Origin of the sequence: Agromyces protaetiae (genome assembly GCF_030866785.1) — a bacterium.
Taxonomy (GTDB): domain Bacteria; phylum Actinomycetota; class Actinomycetes; order Actinomycetales; family Microbacteriaceae; genus Agromyces; species Agromyces silvae.
The window spans coordinates 1,290,592-1,309,787 of record NZ_CP133018.1; the positions used below are offsets into that span (position 1 = coordinate 1,290,592).

Sequence of the window (19,196 nt, forward strand, 5' to 3'; positions counted from 1 at the left end):
GCCCATGACCGAGTCATCCGCCCCGTCGTCCTCCGTCGCCGCCGACCCGCTGCTCGACGCGCTGGACGACGCGCAGCGCGTGGCGGCCGAGGCCCTCATCGGCCCGGTCTGCGTGCTGGCCGGTGCCGGTACCGGGAAGACCCGCGCGATCACGCACCGCATCGCGTACGGCGTCGCGTCGGGCGCCTACGACCCCAAGCGTGTGATGGCGCTGACCTTCACCGCGCGCGCCGCCGCCGAGCTGCGCGGCCGGTTGCACACGCTCGGTGCGGGCGCCGTGCAGGCACGCACGTTCCACGCCGCGGCCCTCGCCCAGCTCGGGCATTTTTGGCCGCTCGTCGTCGGCGGGTCGGCGCCACGCGTGCTCGAGTTCAAGGGGCGACTGCTGGGCCAGGCTGCCGAGCGCGCGAAGGTCAGGGTCGACACCGCGACGCTGCGTGACGTCGCGGCCGAGATCGAGTGGCGCAAGGTCCAGCTGCTGAGCCCCGCAGAATACGAGCAGCGCCTGCCCTCGCGGGGCGCGCCGGGATCGCTGTCCGTCGAGCAGCATCTCGCGCTCATGCAGGCGTACGAGCAGCTCAAGGACGAGCGGCGCAGCCTCGACTTCGAGGACGTGCTGCTTGCGACCGCGGGCATGATCGAGTCGGAGCCGTCGGTCGCGATGCAGGTGCGCGAACAGTACCGGCACTTCGTCGTCGACGAGTATCAGGATGTCTCGCCGGCGCAGCAGCGTCTGCTCGAGGCCTGGCTCGGCGACCGGCGTGACGTCTGCGTCGTCGGCGACGCGAGCCAGACGATCTACTCCTTCGCGGGTGCGTCGTCGGAGTACCTGCTCGGGTTCGAGCGTCGCTTCCCCGGTGCGACGATCGTGCGGCTCGAGCACAACTACCGGTCGACGGCGCCCATCGTCGAGGCCGCCAATCGGCTCATGCGAGGTCGCGAGGGCGCCTTGCGACTCCAGGCGCATGCCTCGGGGGCGGGCGCGACGTTCGGTGGCCGTGCGAACGCGCCCGGCGCGGGGGAGCCCGAGGTCACCGCGTTCCCCGACGACCTCGCCGAGGCGCGCGCCGTCGCTCGCCGGATCCGCGACCGCATCGATGCCGGCACGAAACCGCAGGACATCGCCGTCCTCATCCGGGTGAACTCGCAGTCGGCGCTGTACGAGCAGGCGCTCGAAGAGACCGGCGTGCCGGTCCGGGTGCGCGGGGCGCAGCGGTTCTTCGACCGGCCCGAGGTGCGCGAGGCGGTGCACACGCTGCGCGCGGCCTCGCTCGCGCCCGCGGACGAGCCGCTGTTCAAGTCGGTCAGCGACGTACTGCGCTCGCTCGGCTGGTCGGCCCAGGCGCCGGATGGCCCGGGAGCGGTGCGCTCACGGTGGGAATCGCTGAACGCCATCGCGCGGCTCGTCGACGACGCCCCGGCGGGAACCACGTTCCGGGCGTTCACGGATCAGTTGCGGGCACGTGCGGAGAGTCATCACGAGCCGACGCTCGAGGCCGTGACCGTGGCGACGTTGCACTCGGCGAAGGGCCTCGAGTGGGACGAGGTGTACCTCGTCGGCCTCTCGGAGGGGCTGCTGCCGATCGCCTACGCGAAGGGGCTCGCCGCCATCGACGAGGAGCGGCGGCTGCTCTACGTCGGCGTCACGCGGGCACGCCGCCGCCTCGAGCTGAGCTGGGCGCGGCGCGCGGGCGGATCGCGAGGGGACCGTGAGCCGTCGCGGTTCCTGGATGAGCTCCGCAGCCGCATTCCGGGTGCGGGGCGTACGCCAGGCGGCGAGGGCGCGAACCGTCGGGAGGGATGATCTCGGCGATGCCGTCGAGCGCCGACGAACGCCCGGTCAGTCGCGCATCGACGGCGCGTACGGCCGAGGCCGCCGCCGCCAGCTCGAGCCGTGCCGCGCGCACCGTGGGGCGCTGCTGCGTGAGCTGGGCCGCGATCAGCGGCCAGGCGTCGTCGGCGTCGCGTCGCGTCAGGTCGACGCAGCGAAGGCAGGCGGATGCCCCGGGGACGACGAGTGGCCCGACGGTGACATTGCCGTCGCCGAAGACGATCGGCACGTGCGGCAGGTCACGCCGAAGCAGCGGGAGATGCAGGGACGGTGGGATGACCCGGTCCTCGATCAGCACCACGATGCGGGCGGGCTCGGTGGCGAGCAGCGGTGCGCCGGTCGGCGTTCGAATCACCCGGTGACCGAGAAGCCCGAGCGCGCCGCCGATGGTGATCGCCGTACGGTCGTCGCCCGTGACCACCACCGGCGCGGGGTCGCGGCGGGGCCGCTTCGGCCCGGGAGACACCGTCGGCAGGAGCGCGGGCGCGAGCGCCGTCAGCACGACCCTGACGTCATCGGGGCCGGCGCCGATTGCCGCCGCGATGGTCTCGAGCGTCTCCATCGCGGCACCGTGCCGGAGCAGGTGGACCAGGTCGAGCTGGAGACGGTGCGGGCAGTCGAGGACCGCACGCGCCTCCGGCGCACCGAACTGCAGCTGATGCTCACTGCGCCACACGATGGCGAGGGAGGGATCGATCCGCGGCGGCATGCGGAGAGCATGCCGCATCGGCGGGACCGGGTGGACGATTCATCCACAGGCGCCGCATCGGAGGTGATCCGAAGCGGTCGGATTCAGTCCTTCGCGGGGTCGTCGCCGGTCGCCCCGGGGGTGTCCGGCGAATCGGGGGTGTCCGGCGAATCGGGGGCGTCGGGGGCGTCCGGGGTCTCGCCGCGGAGCAGCTGCTGCAGCGCCTGATCGAACTCCTCATCGGCGGCGGTGTCGGCCTCGCCGGCACCGGTCAGCCGCGCGACGAGTGCGCCCGGGTCGTCGAGGTCGTCGCTCGTCGGCAGCAGGTCGGGGTGCGCCCAGATCGCATCGCGGCCCTCGATGCCGACCGCCTCGGTGACGGCCCGCCACATGGCGGCCGCCTCGCGGAGCCTGCGGGGGCGGAGCTCGAGACCCACGAGCGTGGCGAGGGCCGACTCGGCCGGCCCGCCGGACGCGCGGCGCCGCCGGATCGTCTCGGCGATCTGCGCGGCTTTCGGCAGCCGCGCCGTGGCATCGGCGGTGACCACGTCGACCCAGCCCTCGATGAGCGCGAGCATCGTCTCGAGGCGGTCGAGCGCGGCCTGCTGCGATTCGCTCCGGGGTCGGATCAACTCGCCGTTCACGACCGCGTCACGGAGCTCGTCGGTGTTCGCGGGATCGAACCCGTCGGCGAGCCGTTCGAGTCGATCGAGATCGATGTCGATCCCCTGCGCGAACGTCGTGATCGAGGTGATCATGTGCAGGCGGAGCCAGCGGGCGTGCCGGAACAGGCGCGCGTGCGCGAGCTCGCGCACCGCGAGGTACAGCTCGACCTGGTCGGCGGGGATCTCGAGATCGGCGCCGAAGTCGGCGACGTTCTGCGGCAGGATCGCGGCTCGCCCGTCTTCGATGAGCGGCAGGCCGATGTCGCCGCCCGATACGACCTCTTTCGCGAGTTGGCCGACGACCTGACCGAGCTGCATCGCGAAGAGGGTTCCGCCGACACCTCGGAGCATCCGGCTCGCGCCCTGGATCATGCTGCGCATCTCTTCGGGAGCCTGCTCGCTCATGACCCGGGTCAGCGAGTCGGCGATGCTGAGCGCGACCGGCTCGGCGAGCTGGGTCCAGACCGGCATCGTCGAGGCGACCCACGAGCGTCGCGTGAGCAGCTCGGGGCCCGACGGCAGGGATGACACCTCGACCGCCTCGTCGAGCCAGAGCGAGGCGACCTGGAACGCCTGGTCGTATCGCGCGCGCTCGTCGTCGGTGAGCTGCCGTTGCTCGGCCGCCGCACCCTGTTCGCCCTGGCGCAACGCGATCGACCAGTCGATGCCGTCGCCGGCCTGGTTCATGGCCTGCTGGAGCTGCGAGAAGATCGCCGCAAGGCTGGCCGGGTCGTTCGGCAGGCCGGCTGCGCCGGCGAGGCGCGAGGCGTCGAGCCCGCCGCCTCCTGCGAGCAGCTCTCTCAGCATGTCGCGGAACTCGTCCTCGGGCTCCCGACCGAGGTCGTCGTCGCGCTCACCATCGCGGTCTGCCACAGCAGCCACCTCCCCATCACCTGCCTCAACGCTATCGCCGCCGCCCAGGGGGCAGCCTGGGAAATGGCCTAGGCTGGAGCATCCGGGCGTCCGCCTGTCGCGAACAGCGGATGCCTCGGCGCGGGCCGCGCACCCGCCAGGCCGCCCGATCGCGGAAGGATGCGATGAGCCTCTTCGACGACCCCCGTTCGACGCTGCCCGAACCCTCGGCCCGGCGTCGCCTCAGCCGTCGCGAGCGCGCAGGCTGGATCGCGGTGGGCATCGCCGTCGTCATCGGGATCGTCTTCGCACTGCTGCCGTCGCCGTACGTGATCCAGGCGCCCGGGCCCGTCTACGACACCCTCGGCACCGCCGACCAGGACGGCGAAGAGGTCCCGCTCATCGAGGTCGCCGACGTCGAGACGTTCCCCACCGACGGCCCGCTCTACCTGACCACCGTGAGCGCCTACGGCCGGCCGGGCGCGACGCCCGGGTGGCTCGACGTGATCGGCGCGTGGTTCGATCGCACGCGGTCGGCGATCCCTCTCGAGGAGATCTTCCCGCCGGGGGTCTCGCAGGAGGACCGCACGGCGAGGAACACGGCGGCGATGGTGAACTCGCAGCAGGACGCGATCGCGGGCGCGCTCGTGCAGCTCGGCTACGACTTCCCCCGAGAGGTGACGATCGCCGGGGTCTTCGAAGACGGCCCGGCCGTCGGCGTGCTGCAAGACGGGGACGTCATCGACCGCGTCGACGGGAACGAGGTGCGTTCGATCAACGAGCTCCGGATCGCGATCGCCGAGCACGGCACCGAGACCCCCGCCGTGCTCGATGTGCGGCGCGGCGAGGAGGCGCTCACCCTCGAGGTGACGCCCGTCGACCGCGGCGGCGTGACGGTGCTCGGCGTGGGCGTCCGGATGCACTACGAGCTCCCCGTCGACGTGCAGATCCGCATCGACGACGTCGGCGGGCCGAGCGCGGGCACGATGTTCGCACTCGGCATCATCGACATGCTCACACCGGGAGCGATGACGGGCGGCGAGTCGATCGCCGGAACCGGCACGATCGACTCGGCCGGCGTGGTGGGTGCCATCGGCGGCATACGTCAGAAGCTCTGGGGCGCGGATCGCGCCGGAGTCGACTGGTTCCTCGCGCCCGTGGCGAACTGTGGTGAGGTCGTCGGCAACGTGCCGGAGGGCATGCAGGTGTTCGCCATCGCCACGCTGGACGAGGCCCGCCAGATCGTCGACGCGGTCGGCGAGGGCGCCGACACCAGCGCCTTCCCCACCTGCGAAACCGCCGCCAGCTGATTCCAAGGCAGCCCCGCCTAGGATGGGACACTGATCCCGATCCCGACCGAATATGAGGCCGAGAGTGTCAACAGAGACGCACGAACCGAGGACATCGCGCCGCCGAGCGCCCATCGCCATCACGATCGGCATCGTCGCATTGCTGGTGATCGCGTTCTTCGTGTTCGCGGGCATCTACGCCGACATCCTCTGGTACGACCAGGTCGGCTTCCTCAACGTCTTCGCGACGGAGTGGATCTCGCGGATCGTGCTGTTCATCATCGGGTTCCTCGCGATGGCGGTGCCCGTGTTCGCGTCGATCCAGATCGCCTACCGCACGCGGCCCGTGTACGCGAAGCTGAACAGCCAGCTCGACCGCTACCAGGAGGTCTTCGAGCCGCTTCGCCGGCTCGCCATGTACGGCATCCCAGCGATCTTGGGCATCTTCGCGGGTGTCGCGACCGGCACCCGGTGGGAGCTCGCGCTCACGTGGCTGAACCGCACGCCGTTCGGGCAGACCGACCCGCAATTCGGGTTCGACGTGGGCTTCTACGTGTTCGAGCTCCCGTTCTACCGCTCGGTGATCGGGTTCGCGTCGGCCGTCGTGCTGCTCTCCGCGATCCTCGTGGTCGCGACGAACTACCTCTACGGAGCCATCCGCGTCTCGGGTCGTGAGGTGGTCATCTCGAAGTCCGCGCGGATCCAGATCGCGGTGACCGCGGGGATCTACCTGCTGCTGCAGGCCGTGAGCATCTGGTTCGACCAGTACGCGACCGTCACCGAGCAGGGGTCGCTCATCACCGGTGCGGCATACACCGATGTCAACGCCGTGATCCCCGGTCGCGGCATCCTGGCCGCGATCGCCGCTGGCGTGGCGATCCTGTTCATCGTGACGGCGATCATCGGGCGCTGGCGGCTGCCGCTCGTCGGCACGGCCCTGCTCGTCATCTCCAGCCTGATCATCGGCTCGCTGTACCCCTGGGTCATCCAGCGCTTCCAGGTCGACCCGAGCGAGCGTGCGCTCGAGGCGCCGTACATCCAGCGCAACATCGACATGACGCGCGACGCCTACGGGGTCGCCGACATCGAGGAGATCCCATACGAGGCGACGACGACCGCCGAGCCGGGTGCGCTCCGCGAAGACGCCGAGACGACCGCGAACATCCGGCTCATGGACCCGGCGATCATCAGCCCCGCGTTCCGCCAGCTGCAGCAGTTCCGCCAGTACTACCAGTTCCCGGGTGACCTCGACGTCGACCGCTACGAGATCGACGGTCAGACCCAGGACACGATCGTCGCGATCCGCGACGTGAACCTCGAGGGTCTCGGCGACGCGAGCACCTGGTACAACTCGCACATCGTCTACACGCACGGCTACGGCCTCGTCGCCGCGGCGGGCAACCAGCGTTCGGCCGACGGCCAGCCCGTGTTCCTGCAGTCCGGCATTCCGTCGACCGGCGTGCTCGGCGAGTTCGAGCCGCGCGTGTACTTCGGTGAGAACTCGCCCCCGTACTCCATCGTGGGTGCGCCCGAGGGGGCGGACCCGGTCGAACTCGACTACCCGGGTGGCGAAGACGGCGCCGAGCAGACGCAGACGACGTTCCAGGGCGACGGTGGTCCGAAGCTCGACAACGCGTTCAAGAAGCTGATCTATGCGCTGAAGTTCCAGTCGGAGCAGATCTTCCTCTCGGACGGGGTGAACGACGAGTCGCAGATCCTGTACGACCGCAACCCGCTCGACCGGGTCCGGAAGGTGGCGCCGTACCTCACGCTCGACTCCGATGCGTACCCCTCCGTCGTCGACGGAAAGATCGTCTGGATCGTCGACGCGTACACGATGTCGGATCAGTACCCGTACTCGAACAAGGTCAGCATGAGCGAGGCGACCGCCGACAGCGAAGGGCTCGCACCGACGCTGGCGTTCGACGAGATCAACTACATCCGCAACTCGGTCAAGGCGACCGTCGACGCGTACGACGGCTCGGTCACGCTCTACGCGTGGGATGAGGACGATCCGATCCTCCAGACCTGGCAGAAGGTCTTCCCGACGTCGATCCAGTCGATGGAGGAGATGTCCGGTGACCTCATGAGCCATGTGCGGTACCCGGCCGACCTGTTCAAGGTGCAGCGGGCCGTGCTCGGGCGGTATCACGTCGATCAGGCGGGTGCGTTCTACTCGCGTGAGGATGCGTGGACCACGCCGAGGGACCCAACCGAGGCCCAGGCGAGCACGCTCTTGCAGCCGCCCTACTACCTGACCATGCAGATGCCGGGTCAGGAGGCGCCGACCTTCTCGCTGTACTCCTCGTTCATTCCCGAGGCGCGCGGTGAGCAGAGCCGGAACGTGTTGCGCGGGTATCTCGCGGTGGACGCCGACGCCGGTGCCGAAGACGGGACGAGGGCCGAGGGGTACGGCAAGCTCCGATTGCTCACCCTGCCCGAGGACGACAACGTGCCGGGCCCTGGTCAGGTGCAGAACACGTTCAACTCGGATCCGACGGTGTCGCAGTCCCTGAACCTGTTGAAGCAGGGGCAGTCCGACGTGATCAACGGCAACCTGCTCACGGTGCCCGTCGGTGGCGGTCTGTTGTACGTGCAGCCCGTGTATGTGCGATCCACCGCCGGCACGAGCTATCCGTTGCTCCAGAAGGTGTTGGTCGCCTTCGGCGACCAGATCGCCTTCCAGGACACGCTCGACCAGGCGCTCGACGTGCTGTTCGGCGGCGATTCCGGCGCCGCGGCGGGCGACCAAGAGGTCGAGCCCGGAACCGGCGAGGGCGAACCCCCCGCCGAGGGTGGTGCCGACGGCGGCGACGGCGAGCAGACCGCGGGTGGCAGCACGCCGAACAGCGAGCTGCAGTCGCTGCTGAACCGCGCGCAGCAGGCCATGCAGAACAAGCAGGCCGCGCTGCAGGCTGGTGACTGGGCGGCATACGGCGTGGCCGATGCGCAGCTCGCCGAGATCGTCTCGGAGCTGGTCGCGCTGGCCGGGAACGGTTCGGGGTCGGCCACGACGACGCCTTCGACACCCGCGCCGACGCCCGCGCCCGAGAGCAACGACTGACACCGAGCGCTCACATGTGAACGGCCGATCGGGCGGGGATCACCCCGCCCGATCGGCCGTTTCCCGTCGGCCCGGCCTCGATTCGACAGCCCTTTTGCACCGTGCTAGTGTTGTCTCTTGTGCCGCGGGGTGGAGCAGTTCGGTAGCTCGCTGGGCTCATAACCCAGAGGTCGTAGGTTCAAATCCTGCCCCCGCAACCAATCAAATACCGGTGAAAGCCCCTCCTTCGGGAGGGGCTTTCGTCGTTCTCGGCGTGCGGCCCGGACGGGTCGTGGGTGACCGTCCGGCTCGGCGTGAGCGGGGACGCGAATGGTCGCTCTACGCGCTGCCGAGCGACCATTCGCGTCCCCGGAGGGGGCAACCGACTTCGACCTTTCAGATCATTTCACCCGGATTTAGTAACGTCGCTTCCGTGCAGGCCGTGGTGAAGAAATCGATCTAGGGCAGCGAGGAACGAAGAGATTCGTTCTCGGCCTCGTTGTTGTTCCCGGCCGGTGGTCCCGACGCGAGCCGTGGCCCCCGCTTGGGGGCATTGCTCGCCAGGGCCCGGCACCGGTTTGATCAGCGGAGCGCACAATTCGGGCGCCATCAACGAATGCCACGCCATCCGAACGCGGGGGAGCAGTGCCTCGAGCTGAGTCTGCCGTGTCGATGCGCCGCCGGTTCCGAGCCGCTCCGCGGCGAACCCCCCGCCTCGTGGCCCCACTGCTCCTCCTGGTGCTCGGTGCGACGTTGTTCGCTGCGGAGCCCGTGACGGCACTCGAACGGGAGCAGGATCCCGTGTCGACCACTGACGCCGAGCCCGACTCCGGCGCAGATGGAGAAGACGGAGCGATCTCCGGTGTGATCACCAGCACCGCCGGAGTGCCGCTTCCCGGTTCACGGATCGCTCTCCGCGTCGCAACCTCAATCGGGGAAATGCACGTGACTCAAGCGACCGCGGACGCGAGCGGCGCGTATCAACTTCAGGGCGTCGGGCCCGGGACGTACGTGGTGCACGTGTACGGTCCGTCCGGCACCGAGTATCTCGGCGAGTACTGGCCGGACGCACCGAATGTGACCGTCGCTGGCCGCATCGTCCTCGCCGACCGGGAGATCCGAACAGGCGTCGATCTGCAACTCGCGTTCGGCGGGATCGTCCGTGGCGTGGTGCGCGATGATCTGGGCGTTCCCGTCTCCGGCGCGAGCATCGCGATGGAGCGAACCGATGTCTCGAACGGCGGCATCGTCTGGCGGGGTGTTGCGGATGTGAACGGCGCGTATGAGGTGCGTCGTCTCGAGACCGGCGTCTACCGGACGTCTGCGCGGTCCTCCTCCCACCACACGACATATCTTTCGCGGGTGAAGGCGGCGGGCGATACCGTCGTCGACGGGCTGGATCTACAGCTCATCAGGTACTCCTCGATCTCAGGCCGTGCCACCGACGAAGCCGGTGCACCCCTACGAGGGATCACGGTCCGCGTCTACCGACTCGACGAGGCCGATTGGCGTCCGGTTGCCCTGGCCACGACCGACACGCTTGGAGAATTCACCATCCCCTATCTGGTAGCAGGGGTCTACAAGGCACGCTTCGGCGAAGTCAATGACCGAGGCAACTTCTTGCAGCAGTGGTGGCATGGAGCGGACGTCGAATCGGCTCGGCCCATCGACATTCGTCCCGGGGAGGCGTACTCCGGCGTCGTCACGCAGATGGTCGACGGGGCGACGATCGGCGGCGTGATCACGAACGAATCGGGCGAGGTGGCACGGAATCAACCGGTGACGCTGTACGAGCGCACTGCGGACGCGCTCGTGCCGGTCGCTGGCGCCTCGACAGATCGTGACGGCGCCTACCGCTTCGGTAGAGTCGCGCCCGGCACCTACTCGGTGCAGTTCCGCTCGAGCGCGACGCTGGTCGGCGAGTGGTGGGACGACCGTCCAGACGGAGAGTCGGCGATCCCGATCGACGTGGTCGCCGGCGAAACCCGATCGGGCATCGACGCAGAGCTCGGCGTAGGCGCGACCGTCGACCTGACCGTCGACGCGTCTCTCGGTGCAGCCACGGTGGGCTCGACGCTCACGGCGGCGGCGTGGTCCGCAACGCCAGGCGCGACCTTCAGCTACATATGGTTCGTGGACGGCGAACTCCAGCTGCGCGCCTCGTCCAGCTCGTTCCCACTGGCCGCGTCTCACTTCGGCAAGACGATCAGCGTGCTCGTCTCTGCGTCCGCGCCGGGCCACCATCCGAACTCCATCAGATCAGCGCCGACCGAACCGGTCGGCCGAGGGCTCGTGCGGGTCGCGGGCGTCGACAGGTTCGAGACCTCCGTCGAGGTGTCGAAGTGGCGCCACCCGGGTCGAGTCGCCGTCGCCTATGTCGCCAACGGAACGAAGTTCCCCGATGCGCTTGCTGGTGGACCGCTTGCGGGTCGGCAAGGCGGCCCGGTCCTGCTGACGTTGCAGGATCGGCTCCCCGAGGTGGCGGCAGAAGAGTTGGAACGCTTGGGGCCCCGCCGGATCGTGGTGCTCGGCGACTCTGCTTCGGTGAGCGACGATGTCGTGGCGGAGCTGCGGACGCTGACGGAAGGCTCGGTCACCCGCCTCGCCGGAGCGGACCGGTTCGCAACGTCAGTCGCGATCTCGAAGTCGTATTTCAAGCCGGACGCAACGGCCGTGATCATCACGAATGGGACGAAGTTCCCGGATGCTCTGTCGTCCACTCGACTCGCATCGGGCTTCGGCGCTCCCATACTGCTCACCACGGCCGATGACATTCCCGACGTCGTTCGCGAGGAATTGGAGCGTCTGCAGCCTCGCCGGATATTTGTGCTCGGCGACACGACGACGGTGAACTCCCGCATCGAGGCTGAGTTGTCCGAATACACCGACGGCGCCGTGACGCGCGTGGCTGGTACGGATCGGTTCGAGACGTCGGCGGCCATCTCACGAACCGCGGGTCCCGGCGATTCTGTGGTGTTCCTGGTGAACGGGACGAAGTTCCCGGATGCACTCTCGGCTGCAGCCCCAGCGGCGAGCAACTTCTCAGGCGGCCCGATGCTGCTCACCCTCCAAGATGCACTCCCCACGGTGATCGAGCGAGAACTCCGGCGGCTGAAACCTGCCCAGATCGTCATTGTCGGTGACACCTCGTCGGTCAGTGCCGAGGTGGAAGCGATGCTTGCGGCACTCTGAGCGCGACCGATTCCGTCGACGCCGCCGGTCGATAGGCCGCGAGCGTCGCCGGCGCGGAGATCGGCGGCCCCCAACGCGCGCTGCGGCGAGGTCTACTTCGGGTGTCAGCTCAGTCGCTCGTTGAGCACCGCCCTCGGCAAGCCCGACCTCCTGATCGGACGCGTCTACACTGGCGCGGTCGCTCAGTGCGCCACCGGTCTCCTCCGCGCTGCAGCCTTCCAGAGGAAGTCGATGGCGACCGACAGCGCCACGATCGCGAGCAGCGCGAAGGCGGTAGCGGGTTCGGCGACGAGCGTGGTGGTGCAGAAGACGACGAACGTGCCGAGCGTCGCAATCAGGCCGACGACCAGCACCAGCACATTCGCACCCGTCTGGCGGAACAGGCGAAGGTGCGCTATCGACACCGCCGAGAACACGAGCAGCGCGACCGCGCTGCCGATCGAGGCGATCCGGTTCAGGTCGAAGCCGAGAACCAGCACGGTCGCGAGGGTCGCCATGACGATCAGGCCGACGGGGAACGGTCCGGCCGAGCGCGCGAAGATCGGCGGGAACTGGCCGACGGCGGCGAGGTGCCGGGTCATGCCGATCGACGGGTAGAGGCCGGCGTTCACCGCACCCGTTGTCGAGAACAACGCGGTGATGACCATGAGCACGTATCCGGCGTCGCCGAGTGTGGGCTTCGCGGCCTCGGCCAGTGCGGTCGTGCCATAACCGACCACCTCGTCCGCGGTGAGCGTGCCGAAGACACCCAGCGACACCGCGACGTAGACGGTCGTCGCGACGGCGAGTGCCAGGTAGATCGCGATCGGCAACTCCCTCGACGGCCTCGCGAGGTCCTTGGCCGTGAAGGTGATCACGCCGAAGCCGAGGAACGCGAAGAACGTGAGCGCGACGCTCGACACGATCTCGCGCGCTCCCGGGTAGCCGGCCGGTGCGAGCAGCGCGGGGTCGAGGTTCGCGATGGTGACGACTGCGAACACCACGAGGATGACGAGCACGATCACCACGATCACCGACTGCACGCGTGCGACGGCTCTCGAGCCGATGGTGTTCAGGCCGCTCATCACGATGATGAGGGCGACCGCGAGGAACTTGGCCCAGAACGCATCTCCGCCCGCCACGACCGAGCTGGCGTACCCGCCGAACGAGCTCGCGATCATCGCGACGACGATCGAGCCCGCCACGAAGAACAACCACGATCCGATTCCCGCGATGTGCCCCTCGCCGAATCCGCGCGACAGGAACGTGAGAATGCCGCCGCCCGATGGGAACGCAGCGCCCAGCTTCGCGAACGAGTATCCCTGCAGCGCAGCAATGACTCCTGCGATGAGGAAGGAGAGCCACACCGCCGAACCTGCGACCGCGCCCGCGGCGCCGAGGAGGGCGAAGATGCCGGCGCCGACCATGGAGCCGACGCCGATGAACGTCGCCTGGAGCACCGTCATCTTCGTGCGGCGTGACGCATCTTCGGGTGCCGGTGCGTCGGCGCGCGCGTCGTCCGGTGTGGCCATCAGTCCGCTGTGCGTGTCGCGAGCTTCCGGATGAACACCGTCTGCACGGCGATCATGCGCGAGATCTCTTCGGGGTCGACCGACTCGTCGGAGGCGTGGATGCGTGCCTTCGCCGTGTCCTCGACCCCCCACAGCACGATCGCCGCACCAGGCGAGACCTTCTGCAGGGATGCCACGAGCGGGATCGACGCGCCGCTTCCGATCGACTCCACCTCCGAGCCGTACACGTCCCGCATCGCGTCCTCGGCGGCGACGATCGCGGGGTGAGAGGCGTCGACCGCGAACGCGTGTCCCACTTTCACGCGTTCGACCTCGACCTCGACGTTCCACGGCCGCTGCGCGCGCAGGTGCGACATGAGCGCCTCGAGCTGCGCCTCGCCGTCGGATCCGGGCACGATCCGCATCGAGAGCTTCGCGGTCACCTCCGGCAGCAGCACGTTCGAGGCCTCCGCGGTGTTCGGCACGTCCATGCCGAGCACCGTGACCGACGGCTTGGCCCAGATGCGATCGGAGAGCGATCCGGTGCCGAGGAACTCGACGCCGGGGAGGATCGAGGATCCGTCGCGGTACACCTGCTCGTCCATCGCCGCGCCGTCCCAGGAACTCGAGTCGACGCCGTCGATCACGGTGTCGCCGTGCTCGTCGTGCAGCGTGTCCAGGATGCGGATCATCGCCGTCATCGCGTCGGGGGCTGCACCGCCGAACAAGCCCGAGTGCACCGGCGCCGCCAGCGAACGGACGGTGACGGTGCACGCCACGTCGCCGCGAAGCGCGGTCGTGAGGCCTGGTTTGCCGACTTCCTGAGGCCCGATGTCGGCGATGACGTACGCATCGGCGGCGAACCGCTCGGGGTGCGCTTCGACGAACGCCTCGAGGTGCGAGATGGTCTCCTCTTCACCCTCGACGAGGAGCTTCACCCGGCATGGACGGTCCGGTCCGAGCAGTGTGAGGGTGCCGTAGTGGATCACCAGGCCGGACTTGTCGTCCGCCGCCCCACGACCGTAGATGCGCCCGTCGTCTTTCGTCGTCGGCTCGAACGGCTCGCTCGTCCAGCCCTGGCTGGCGGGTGCGGGTTGCACGTCGTAGTGCGCGTAGAGCAGCACCGTGGGCGATCCGGCTGGGCCGGGCAGGTCGGCGAACACGCACGGGTACCCGCCGGGGACGTCGAGCAGTTCGACGTCAGTGGCACCCGCAGCCCCGAACAGGTCGACGACGGCGCGGCCCATCTCATGGACGGGCGCGGGATCGAAGCCGGGAAACGCGACCGAGGGGATCCGCACGAGCGCCTCGAGACGCGCGATCACCTCCGGCATGAGGTCGGCTGCAGCTGCTTTCGTCGCCTCCACGTCGGAACTGGGGTCGGTCATCGGGGGTCTCCTTCACCATTCGGCCTGAGACGGGTCGCGTCACAGGCGGGCGGATGCCTCGGCCATCGTCAGGCCGGCACGACGAGCTGTATGAGCAGACCTGCGACCACGACGGAGACCCAGGACACGAGCATCGGGATCGTGAACGAGTGCCAGACCGGGACCTGGGTCAGTTTGGTCGAACCCGTCAGGTCGGTCTCGACCGCGGCGATCTGCGAGCCGTTCGCCGGGAAGAGCCAGACACCGATCAACGAGGGCCACATCGCGGTGATGATCCCGGGCGCGAGCCCGGCGGCCAGCGCGATGGGGATCATGGTGTTCGTCGTCGCGGACTGGCTCGTCGTGAGCCCGCAGACGAGGAACAGCGCGACCGCGAGCAACAGCGGGTTCGCCTCGATCATGGCGCCGAGCGGCTCGATGATCGTCTCCTCGTTCGCGGCGATGAACGTGTCCGCCATCCACGCGATCCCGAACAGCGCGACCGCCGCGACGAAGCCCGCCTTGAGCAGTGGCTGTTCGACCACGGAGGACGGCTTCACGCGGCGGACCAGGATGATCACGAGTGCGACCGTGAACATCACCATCTCGATGATCGTCGCCATCGGGATCGGCTCGATCACGCCCTCCTCATCCGGGAACGCCGGCCGGAGACCGGGGAAGAGGCCGAGCAGGACGATGAGCATCGTGCCCGCGACGAAGATCCAGGCGGCGGTGGCGCCGCCTGGCGGCACCGGGTGTTCGATCGGGGAGGCAGGAGCATCCCGCCGAGCACCGGACCGCCGACCTGCGTTCGTCGCCTCGGGCGCGGTCACCGTGCCGGCCGGCCCGCCGCCGGCGGCTGCGGTCTGGGCGTCGGCGGCACCGGTCGTCGTGGACGCATCTCCGTGTCGAGCGTGCTCCGCGCGAAGTGCGGCCGGAATCTCCACGCTGCCGTCTTCGACGCGCTGCATGAACACCGGATCGTCGAGGAGGTCCTTGCCGATCCGCTGCTGGACGAAGGAGGTCACGATGCACGCGACCAGGGCGGCGGGAATCGTGATGAGCAAGATCTGCGGGAGGCCGTAGCCGGTGCCGTCCATCAGCACGAGATACGCGGCCATGGCTGCGGAGACCGGGCTCGCCGTGATGCCGAGCCCGGAGGTGACCGTCGACGAGGCCAGCGCACGCTCCGGTCGCTGTCCGTTGCGGTAGGCGGTCTCGTAGATGACGGGAATGAGTGCGAAGAAGATGTTGGACGTTCCCGAGAGCACCGTGAACACGAACGCCACGATCGGTGCCACATACGTGAGGCGTTTCGGGTTGCGCTGGATGATCTTGGACGCGATGCCGACGAGGTAGTCGATGCCACCGGCTGCCTGCATCGCCGACGATGCCGTGATGACGGCGATGATGATGAAGAACGCATCGACCGGGACCGAGCCGGGCGGCAGCTGGAAGATGAACACGAGGATCGCCGTGCCGACCACGCCCCAGAGGCCGAGGCCGATTCCGCCGGTGCGGACACCGAGGACGATCGCCCCGATCACGACACACGCTTGCAGCAACACGAGCACGATGTCCATCGCGACCCCCACGAACGCCGATGTTCCTGGCCACACAGTAGCGCAGCATGGAGGAAGTTCGCGAGAAAGACACAGAATGTGCGAGAAGTGAGGCCATCATGGACCCATGGAGCCCGTACGGCGGATGAGCGAGTCAGAGTCGGTCCAAGGAGTCCTTCATCATCCGATGGTGGATTCCGCATCCCGTGAGTCGTCGGCGCTCGTCGTGGGTGCCGGCGGGTTCGTGCTGGGCGCGGTCGCGGGGCTTCTCGCGTTCTGGGGCACGGCCGCCCCGATCTCGGGGCGCGGGTCCGTCGGCGATCTCGTCGCCGTCGGGGGAGCGCTCGTCGCGGTCACCGCGTTCCTGTTGGGGCGTGCCCTGCGGCGGGCCCAGGCGGAACGTGAGCCGGTCGGTGCGAGGATGCGCCCGCGGCTGCATTGGTTCGACGCCGCGGCGTTGTCCCTGGCGCACGGGATCATCGCGTTGCTCGGGTGGGCCGGGGTCGCGTCGCTCCTGAGCGAGAGCTTCATCGACGCGACGGTGTACTCGGTGTCTGCCGCAGCTCTCGCCGGCGTCGCACTGGCGGTCACGGCGTACATGGCCTATCTGTCAGCCGTCAATCTGTCCCCGATGCTCTTCTCGCTGGTACTTGCGCTCTTCGTGGTCGTTGGGGCGCTCGCGAGCATGCTGAGCTCGACCGATCCGCTGTGGTGGCAGAAGAACCTCAGTGCGCTCGGGATCAGCGACGACGTCTCTGCGCTGGCCTTCAACCTGACGCTGATCATCGCCGGCGTGTTGGTGACGACCATCGCGCACTACGCAACGGCCTCCTTGCCGCACGCGACGGTCGGCGAGCTGCGGGGGCGGAACCTGGCTCGCCTCGGCATCGTGCTCATAGGTGTGCTGCTCGCCTGCGTCGGGATCTTCCCGGTCGACGAGTTCCTGGAGGCGCACAACGCCGCCGCTTCGGGTATGGCGGTCGTGTACGTCGCGACGGTCATCGGCCTCGGCTGGATGGTTCCCTCGCTTCCCAAGGTGTTCCTGCTGCTCAGCTATGTCTACGTCGCCGTGATCGTCGTCCTGGCGGTCTTCTTCCTCACCGGGTACTACAACCTCACCGCCGTGGAGCTGGTGGCTGCAGCGCTCATCTTCAGCTGGCTCATCGTGTTCCTGCGCAACACCGGCGCGGTCAGCGCGCGCGCCGAGCCCCCTTCAGTCGTGTCCGACGTCGACGCGCGAGCGCAGCGGTCGCGCTCGTCGCAGACGAGGTGACGGCGGTCAGGCGATGTGGTCGTCGGCCGTCTGCCGGCGGTCGCGTCGTGCGCGCAGATCCTGACGGATGCAGCTGACGAGCAGTGCGGCGGCGAGCGCCCAGAGCGCGAACTGGATCACCACGTTGACCGGTGAGGTGAGGACGTCGGAACCGCTGTGATCTGCGAGGTCGCCATTGGAGACGTACAGACTGAAATCGGTCAGCGCGTGCAGCGTGGCCGCCACCCAGAGCCGCCCCGTGGCACGGAACACGCCGTAGAGCAGGACGCCGTCGAAGGCGGTCGCCACGACCTGGAACGCGATGAACGTCGGCTGCAGGCCCAGCATCACGCTCCCGAGCGTGTGCGCGGCGCCGAAGAGCAGCGATGTGACCACGAGGGTGAGCGTCTCGCCGTGGTGCGCTCGCAGACTCGCACGGAGAATGCCGCGGACGTACAGCTCCTCTCCGAACCCGACCATCGCCGTCCCGAGCGCCACGACGAGCACCAGTCCGGCGGCCCGGTCATTCCAGGGGATGAGGACGATCACGGCGACCGCCTGGGCGAACAGCAGCACCGGGAACGCGAGCATCCACCATCGCCGCGGATGGGTCTCGAACGCGGCGGGCGTGCGCCAGACGGAACGCCCCCACCCGGACACCCGGACGAAGACCACGCCGGCGACGATCAGCGGGATGAGCACCGGGAAGTGGGTGAGCGCGAACTCGCCGACCTCCGAGCTCGGCTGGACCCACGCGTCGAGCAGGTTGGCGACGCCGCCCGCGAGCGCGACGTAGACGACGAGCGCCAGCAGCCCGATCCAGAAGCGCTGCGGCACCCGGGTGGTCGCGCGCAGATCGGCGGGCTCGTTCGAGACGGGCGCGGTCATTCGGCTCCTTCGGTCAGGATGAGCAGACCGAACGCGGCCCGACCCCACGCTACGGCCTGTCGGCTGCATCGTTCAACGGCCGTCAGGTCGACCGCGACGCGGCCTGTCGGTGCTCGTGGCCGCCTTCGGCATCGGGCCGCTCGTCGCCTCGCTTGGCATCGGGCCGAGGTCAGGAGTGTCGGCGCTGCACCGTCGTCGTCATCCGCACCTCGGTCGCGCTGCCGAGGTCGGTGATCTCGAACGACACCGATGCGTTTGACAGCTCGGCCAGGTCGGTGAGGTGCGTGCCGCCGCACGGGATCGAGACGCGCGCGTCCGGCAGGTCGCATTCCCACGACCGGCGCGCCGACAGCCGGGGGTCGTCGACGCGGATCTGGACGGCGCCGCCGGCGCTGATCCACTCGGCGAGGCGGCGGTTCACCCGTTCGGCGATCCCGGCGGGGTCCGCGAAGCCGTCGGCCGGGAACCCCTTGCGCCTGAGCGACTTGCCGAGGCGGTACACGTCGACCGACCCGTTCTCGTGGATTCGGGAGCGCTCGATCGCGAGTGCGTCGAAGGCCGGGTTGCCCAGCGCGTCGGTGGGTGCGGGTTTCGTCCAGCGCTCAGCGAGGGCCTCGTCGAGCGCGAGCGACGCGAGGTGGCAGCCCGTGTGCCCGGCGCTCAGGGCGTCGCGGTAGTCGACGTCGACCTCGACGCGGGCGACGGAACCCGGCTCGGGAGCGCCCCCGTCGATGACGTGCGCGACGACGAACGTCCACCCTTCGGTGCCCGTTCGAACGGGCAGGTCGGCACCCAGATGCAGTCGCCCTTCGGAGATGCCGGCGGTCACCACGTCGAGGATCGGCTGCGTTCCGGCCGCGGTGCGCAGCACCGCCCGGTCGGCGGGCTGGTCGGGCCACGCGGTGTCGACCGGATGCGCCGCAGTCGAGTCGAGCATCACGGCCGACCGGCCGTCGGCGAGCGGTTCGACGTGCACGACGACGCCCTCGGCGCTCGTCGCGCCGGCCGGATAGGTCACGACGGTGTCAGAAGAAGGCAAGGCCACGATCATGAAGTCTGCCAGGTCCGCCTCCGGCG

Annotated in this window: 11 protein-coding genes and 1 tRNA gene; 6 read left to right on the forward strand and 6 right to left on the reverse strand. The window is 69.1% G+C overall.

The genetic code is table 11. The features are described 5' to 3' along the window. The first annotated feature begins 4 nt into the window (after positions 1-4). The gene (locus QU602_RS06000) at positions 5-1,804 is read left to right on the forward strand and encodes an ATP-dependent helicase (RefSeq protein WP_308799330.1); all 1,800 of its coding nucleotides are present in this window, start codon (positions 5-7) and stop codon (positions 1,802-1,804) included. An 819-nt stretch (positions 1,805-2,623) separates the two neighbouring features. Here QU602_RS06000 and QU602_RS06005 read toward each other — a convergent pair. After that, the gene (locus QU602_RS06005; protein ID WP_308800096.1) at positions 2,624-3,991 is read right to left on the reverse strand and encodes a zinc-dependent metalloprotease; all 1,368 of its coding nucleotides are present in this window, start codon (positions 3,989-3,991) and stop codon (positions 2,624-2,626) included. Positions 3,992-4,221: 230 nt separating this feature from the next. Between QU602_RS06005 and QU602_RS06010 the strand changes: the two genes are divergently transcribed. The 4 genes from QU602_RS06010 to QU602_RS06025 all read left to right on the forward strand — a co-directional run bounded on the left by QU602_RS06010 (position 4,222) and on the right by QU602_RS06025 (position 11,560). Continuing rightward, positions 4,222-5,346 (forward strand): YlbL family protein, encoded by a 1,125-nt coding sequence (locus QU602_RS06010; protein ID WP_308799332.1) that lies wholly within the window; start codon positions 4,222-4,224, stop codon positions 5,344-5,346. A gap of 52 nt (positions 5,347-5,398) precedes the next feature. Then, positions 5,399-8,389 carry a UPF0182 family membrane protein gene (locus QU602_RS06015; RefSeq protein ID WP_373692893.1) on the forward strand — a complete coding sequence of 997 codons (2,991 nt, stop codon included), beginning with the start codon at positions 5,399-5,401 and terminating at the stop codon, positions 8,387-8,389. A 123-nt stretch (positions 8,390-8,512) separates the two neighbouring features. Continuing rightward, positions 8,513-8,589: transfer RNA gene (locus QU602_RS06020), tRNA-Met, on the forward strand. Between the two features lie 724 nt (positions 8,590-9,313). Next, the gene (locus QU602_RS06025; protein ID WP_308799334.1) at positions 9,314-11,560 is read left to right on the forward strand and encodes a cell wall-binding repeat-containing protein; all 2,247 of its coding nucleotides are present in this window, start codon (positions 9,314-9,316) and stop codon (positions 11,558-11,560) included. A gap of 182 nt (positions 11,561-11,742) precedes the next feature. Here the strand turns inward: QU602_RS06025 and QU602_RS06030 are convergent, their stop codons facing one another. The 3 genes from QU602_RS06030 to QU602_RS06040 form a co-directional block, all read right to left on the reverse strand. Then, complete coding sequence (locus tag QU602_RS06030) at positions 11,743-13,071, reverse strand: APC family permease (protein WP_308799335.1); 1,329 nt, start codon at positions 13,069-13,071, stop codon at positions 11,743-11,745. Next, positions 13,071-14,438, reverse strand: a complete 1,368-nt coding sequence (locus QU602_RS06035; RefSeq protein WP_308799337.1) for a M20/M25/M40 family metallo-hydrolase — start codon at positions 14,436-14,438, stop codon at positions 13,071-13,073. Before QU602_RS06035 ends, QU602_RS06030 begins: the two co-directional genes overlap by 1 nt. Positions 14,439-14,506: 68 nt before the next feature. Next, positions 14,507-16,000, reverse strand: a complete 1,494-nt coding sequence (locus QU602_RS06040; RefSeq protein ID WP_308799338.1) for an SLC13 family permease — start codon at positions 15,998-16,000, stop codon at positions 14,507-14,509. 166 nt (positions 16,001-16,166) lie between these two features. On the opposite strand from QU602_RS06040, the gene QU602_RS06045 reads away from it, so the two are divergent. After that, positions 16,167-17,252 carry a hypothetical protein gene (locus QU602_RS06045; RefSeq protein ID WP_308799339.1) on the forward strand — a complete coding sequence of 362 codons (1,086 nt, stop codon included), beginning with the start codon at positions 16,167-16,169 and terminating at the stop codon, positions 17,250-17,252. A 6-nt stretch (positions 17,253-17,258) separates the two neighbouring features. Here QU602_RS06045 and QU602_RS06050 read toward each other — a convergent pair whose 3' ends face one another. Next, positions 17,259-18,119 carry a CPBP family intramembrane glutamic endopeptidase gene (locus QU602_RS06050; RefSeq protein ID WP_308799340.1) on the reverse strand — a complete coding sequence of 287 codons (861 nt, stop codon included), beginning with the start codon at positions 18,117-18,119 and terminating at the stop codon, positions 17,259-17,261. Positions 18,120-18,288: 169 nt separating this feature from the next. After that, positions 18,289-19,164, reverse strand: a complete 876-nt coding sequence (locus QU602_RS06055) for an alanyl-tRNA editing protein (protein WP_308799341.1) — start codon at positions 19,162-19,164, stop codon at positions 18,289-18,291. Between the last annotated feature and the right edge of the window lie 32 nt (positions 19,165-19,196).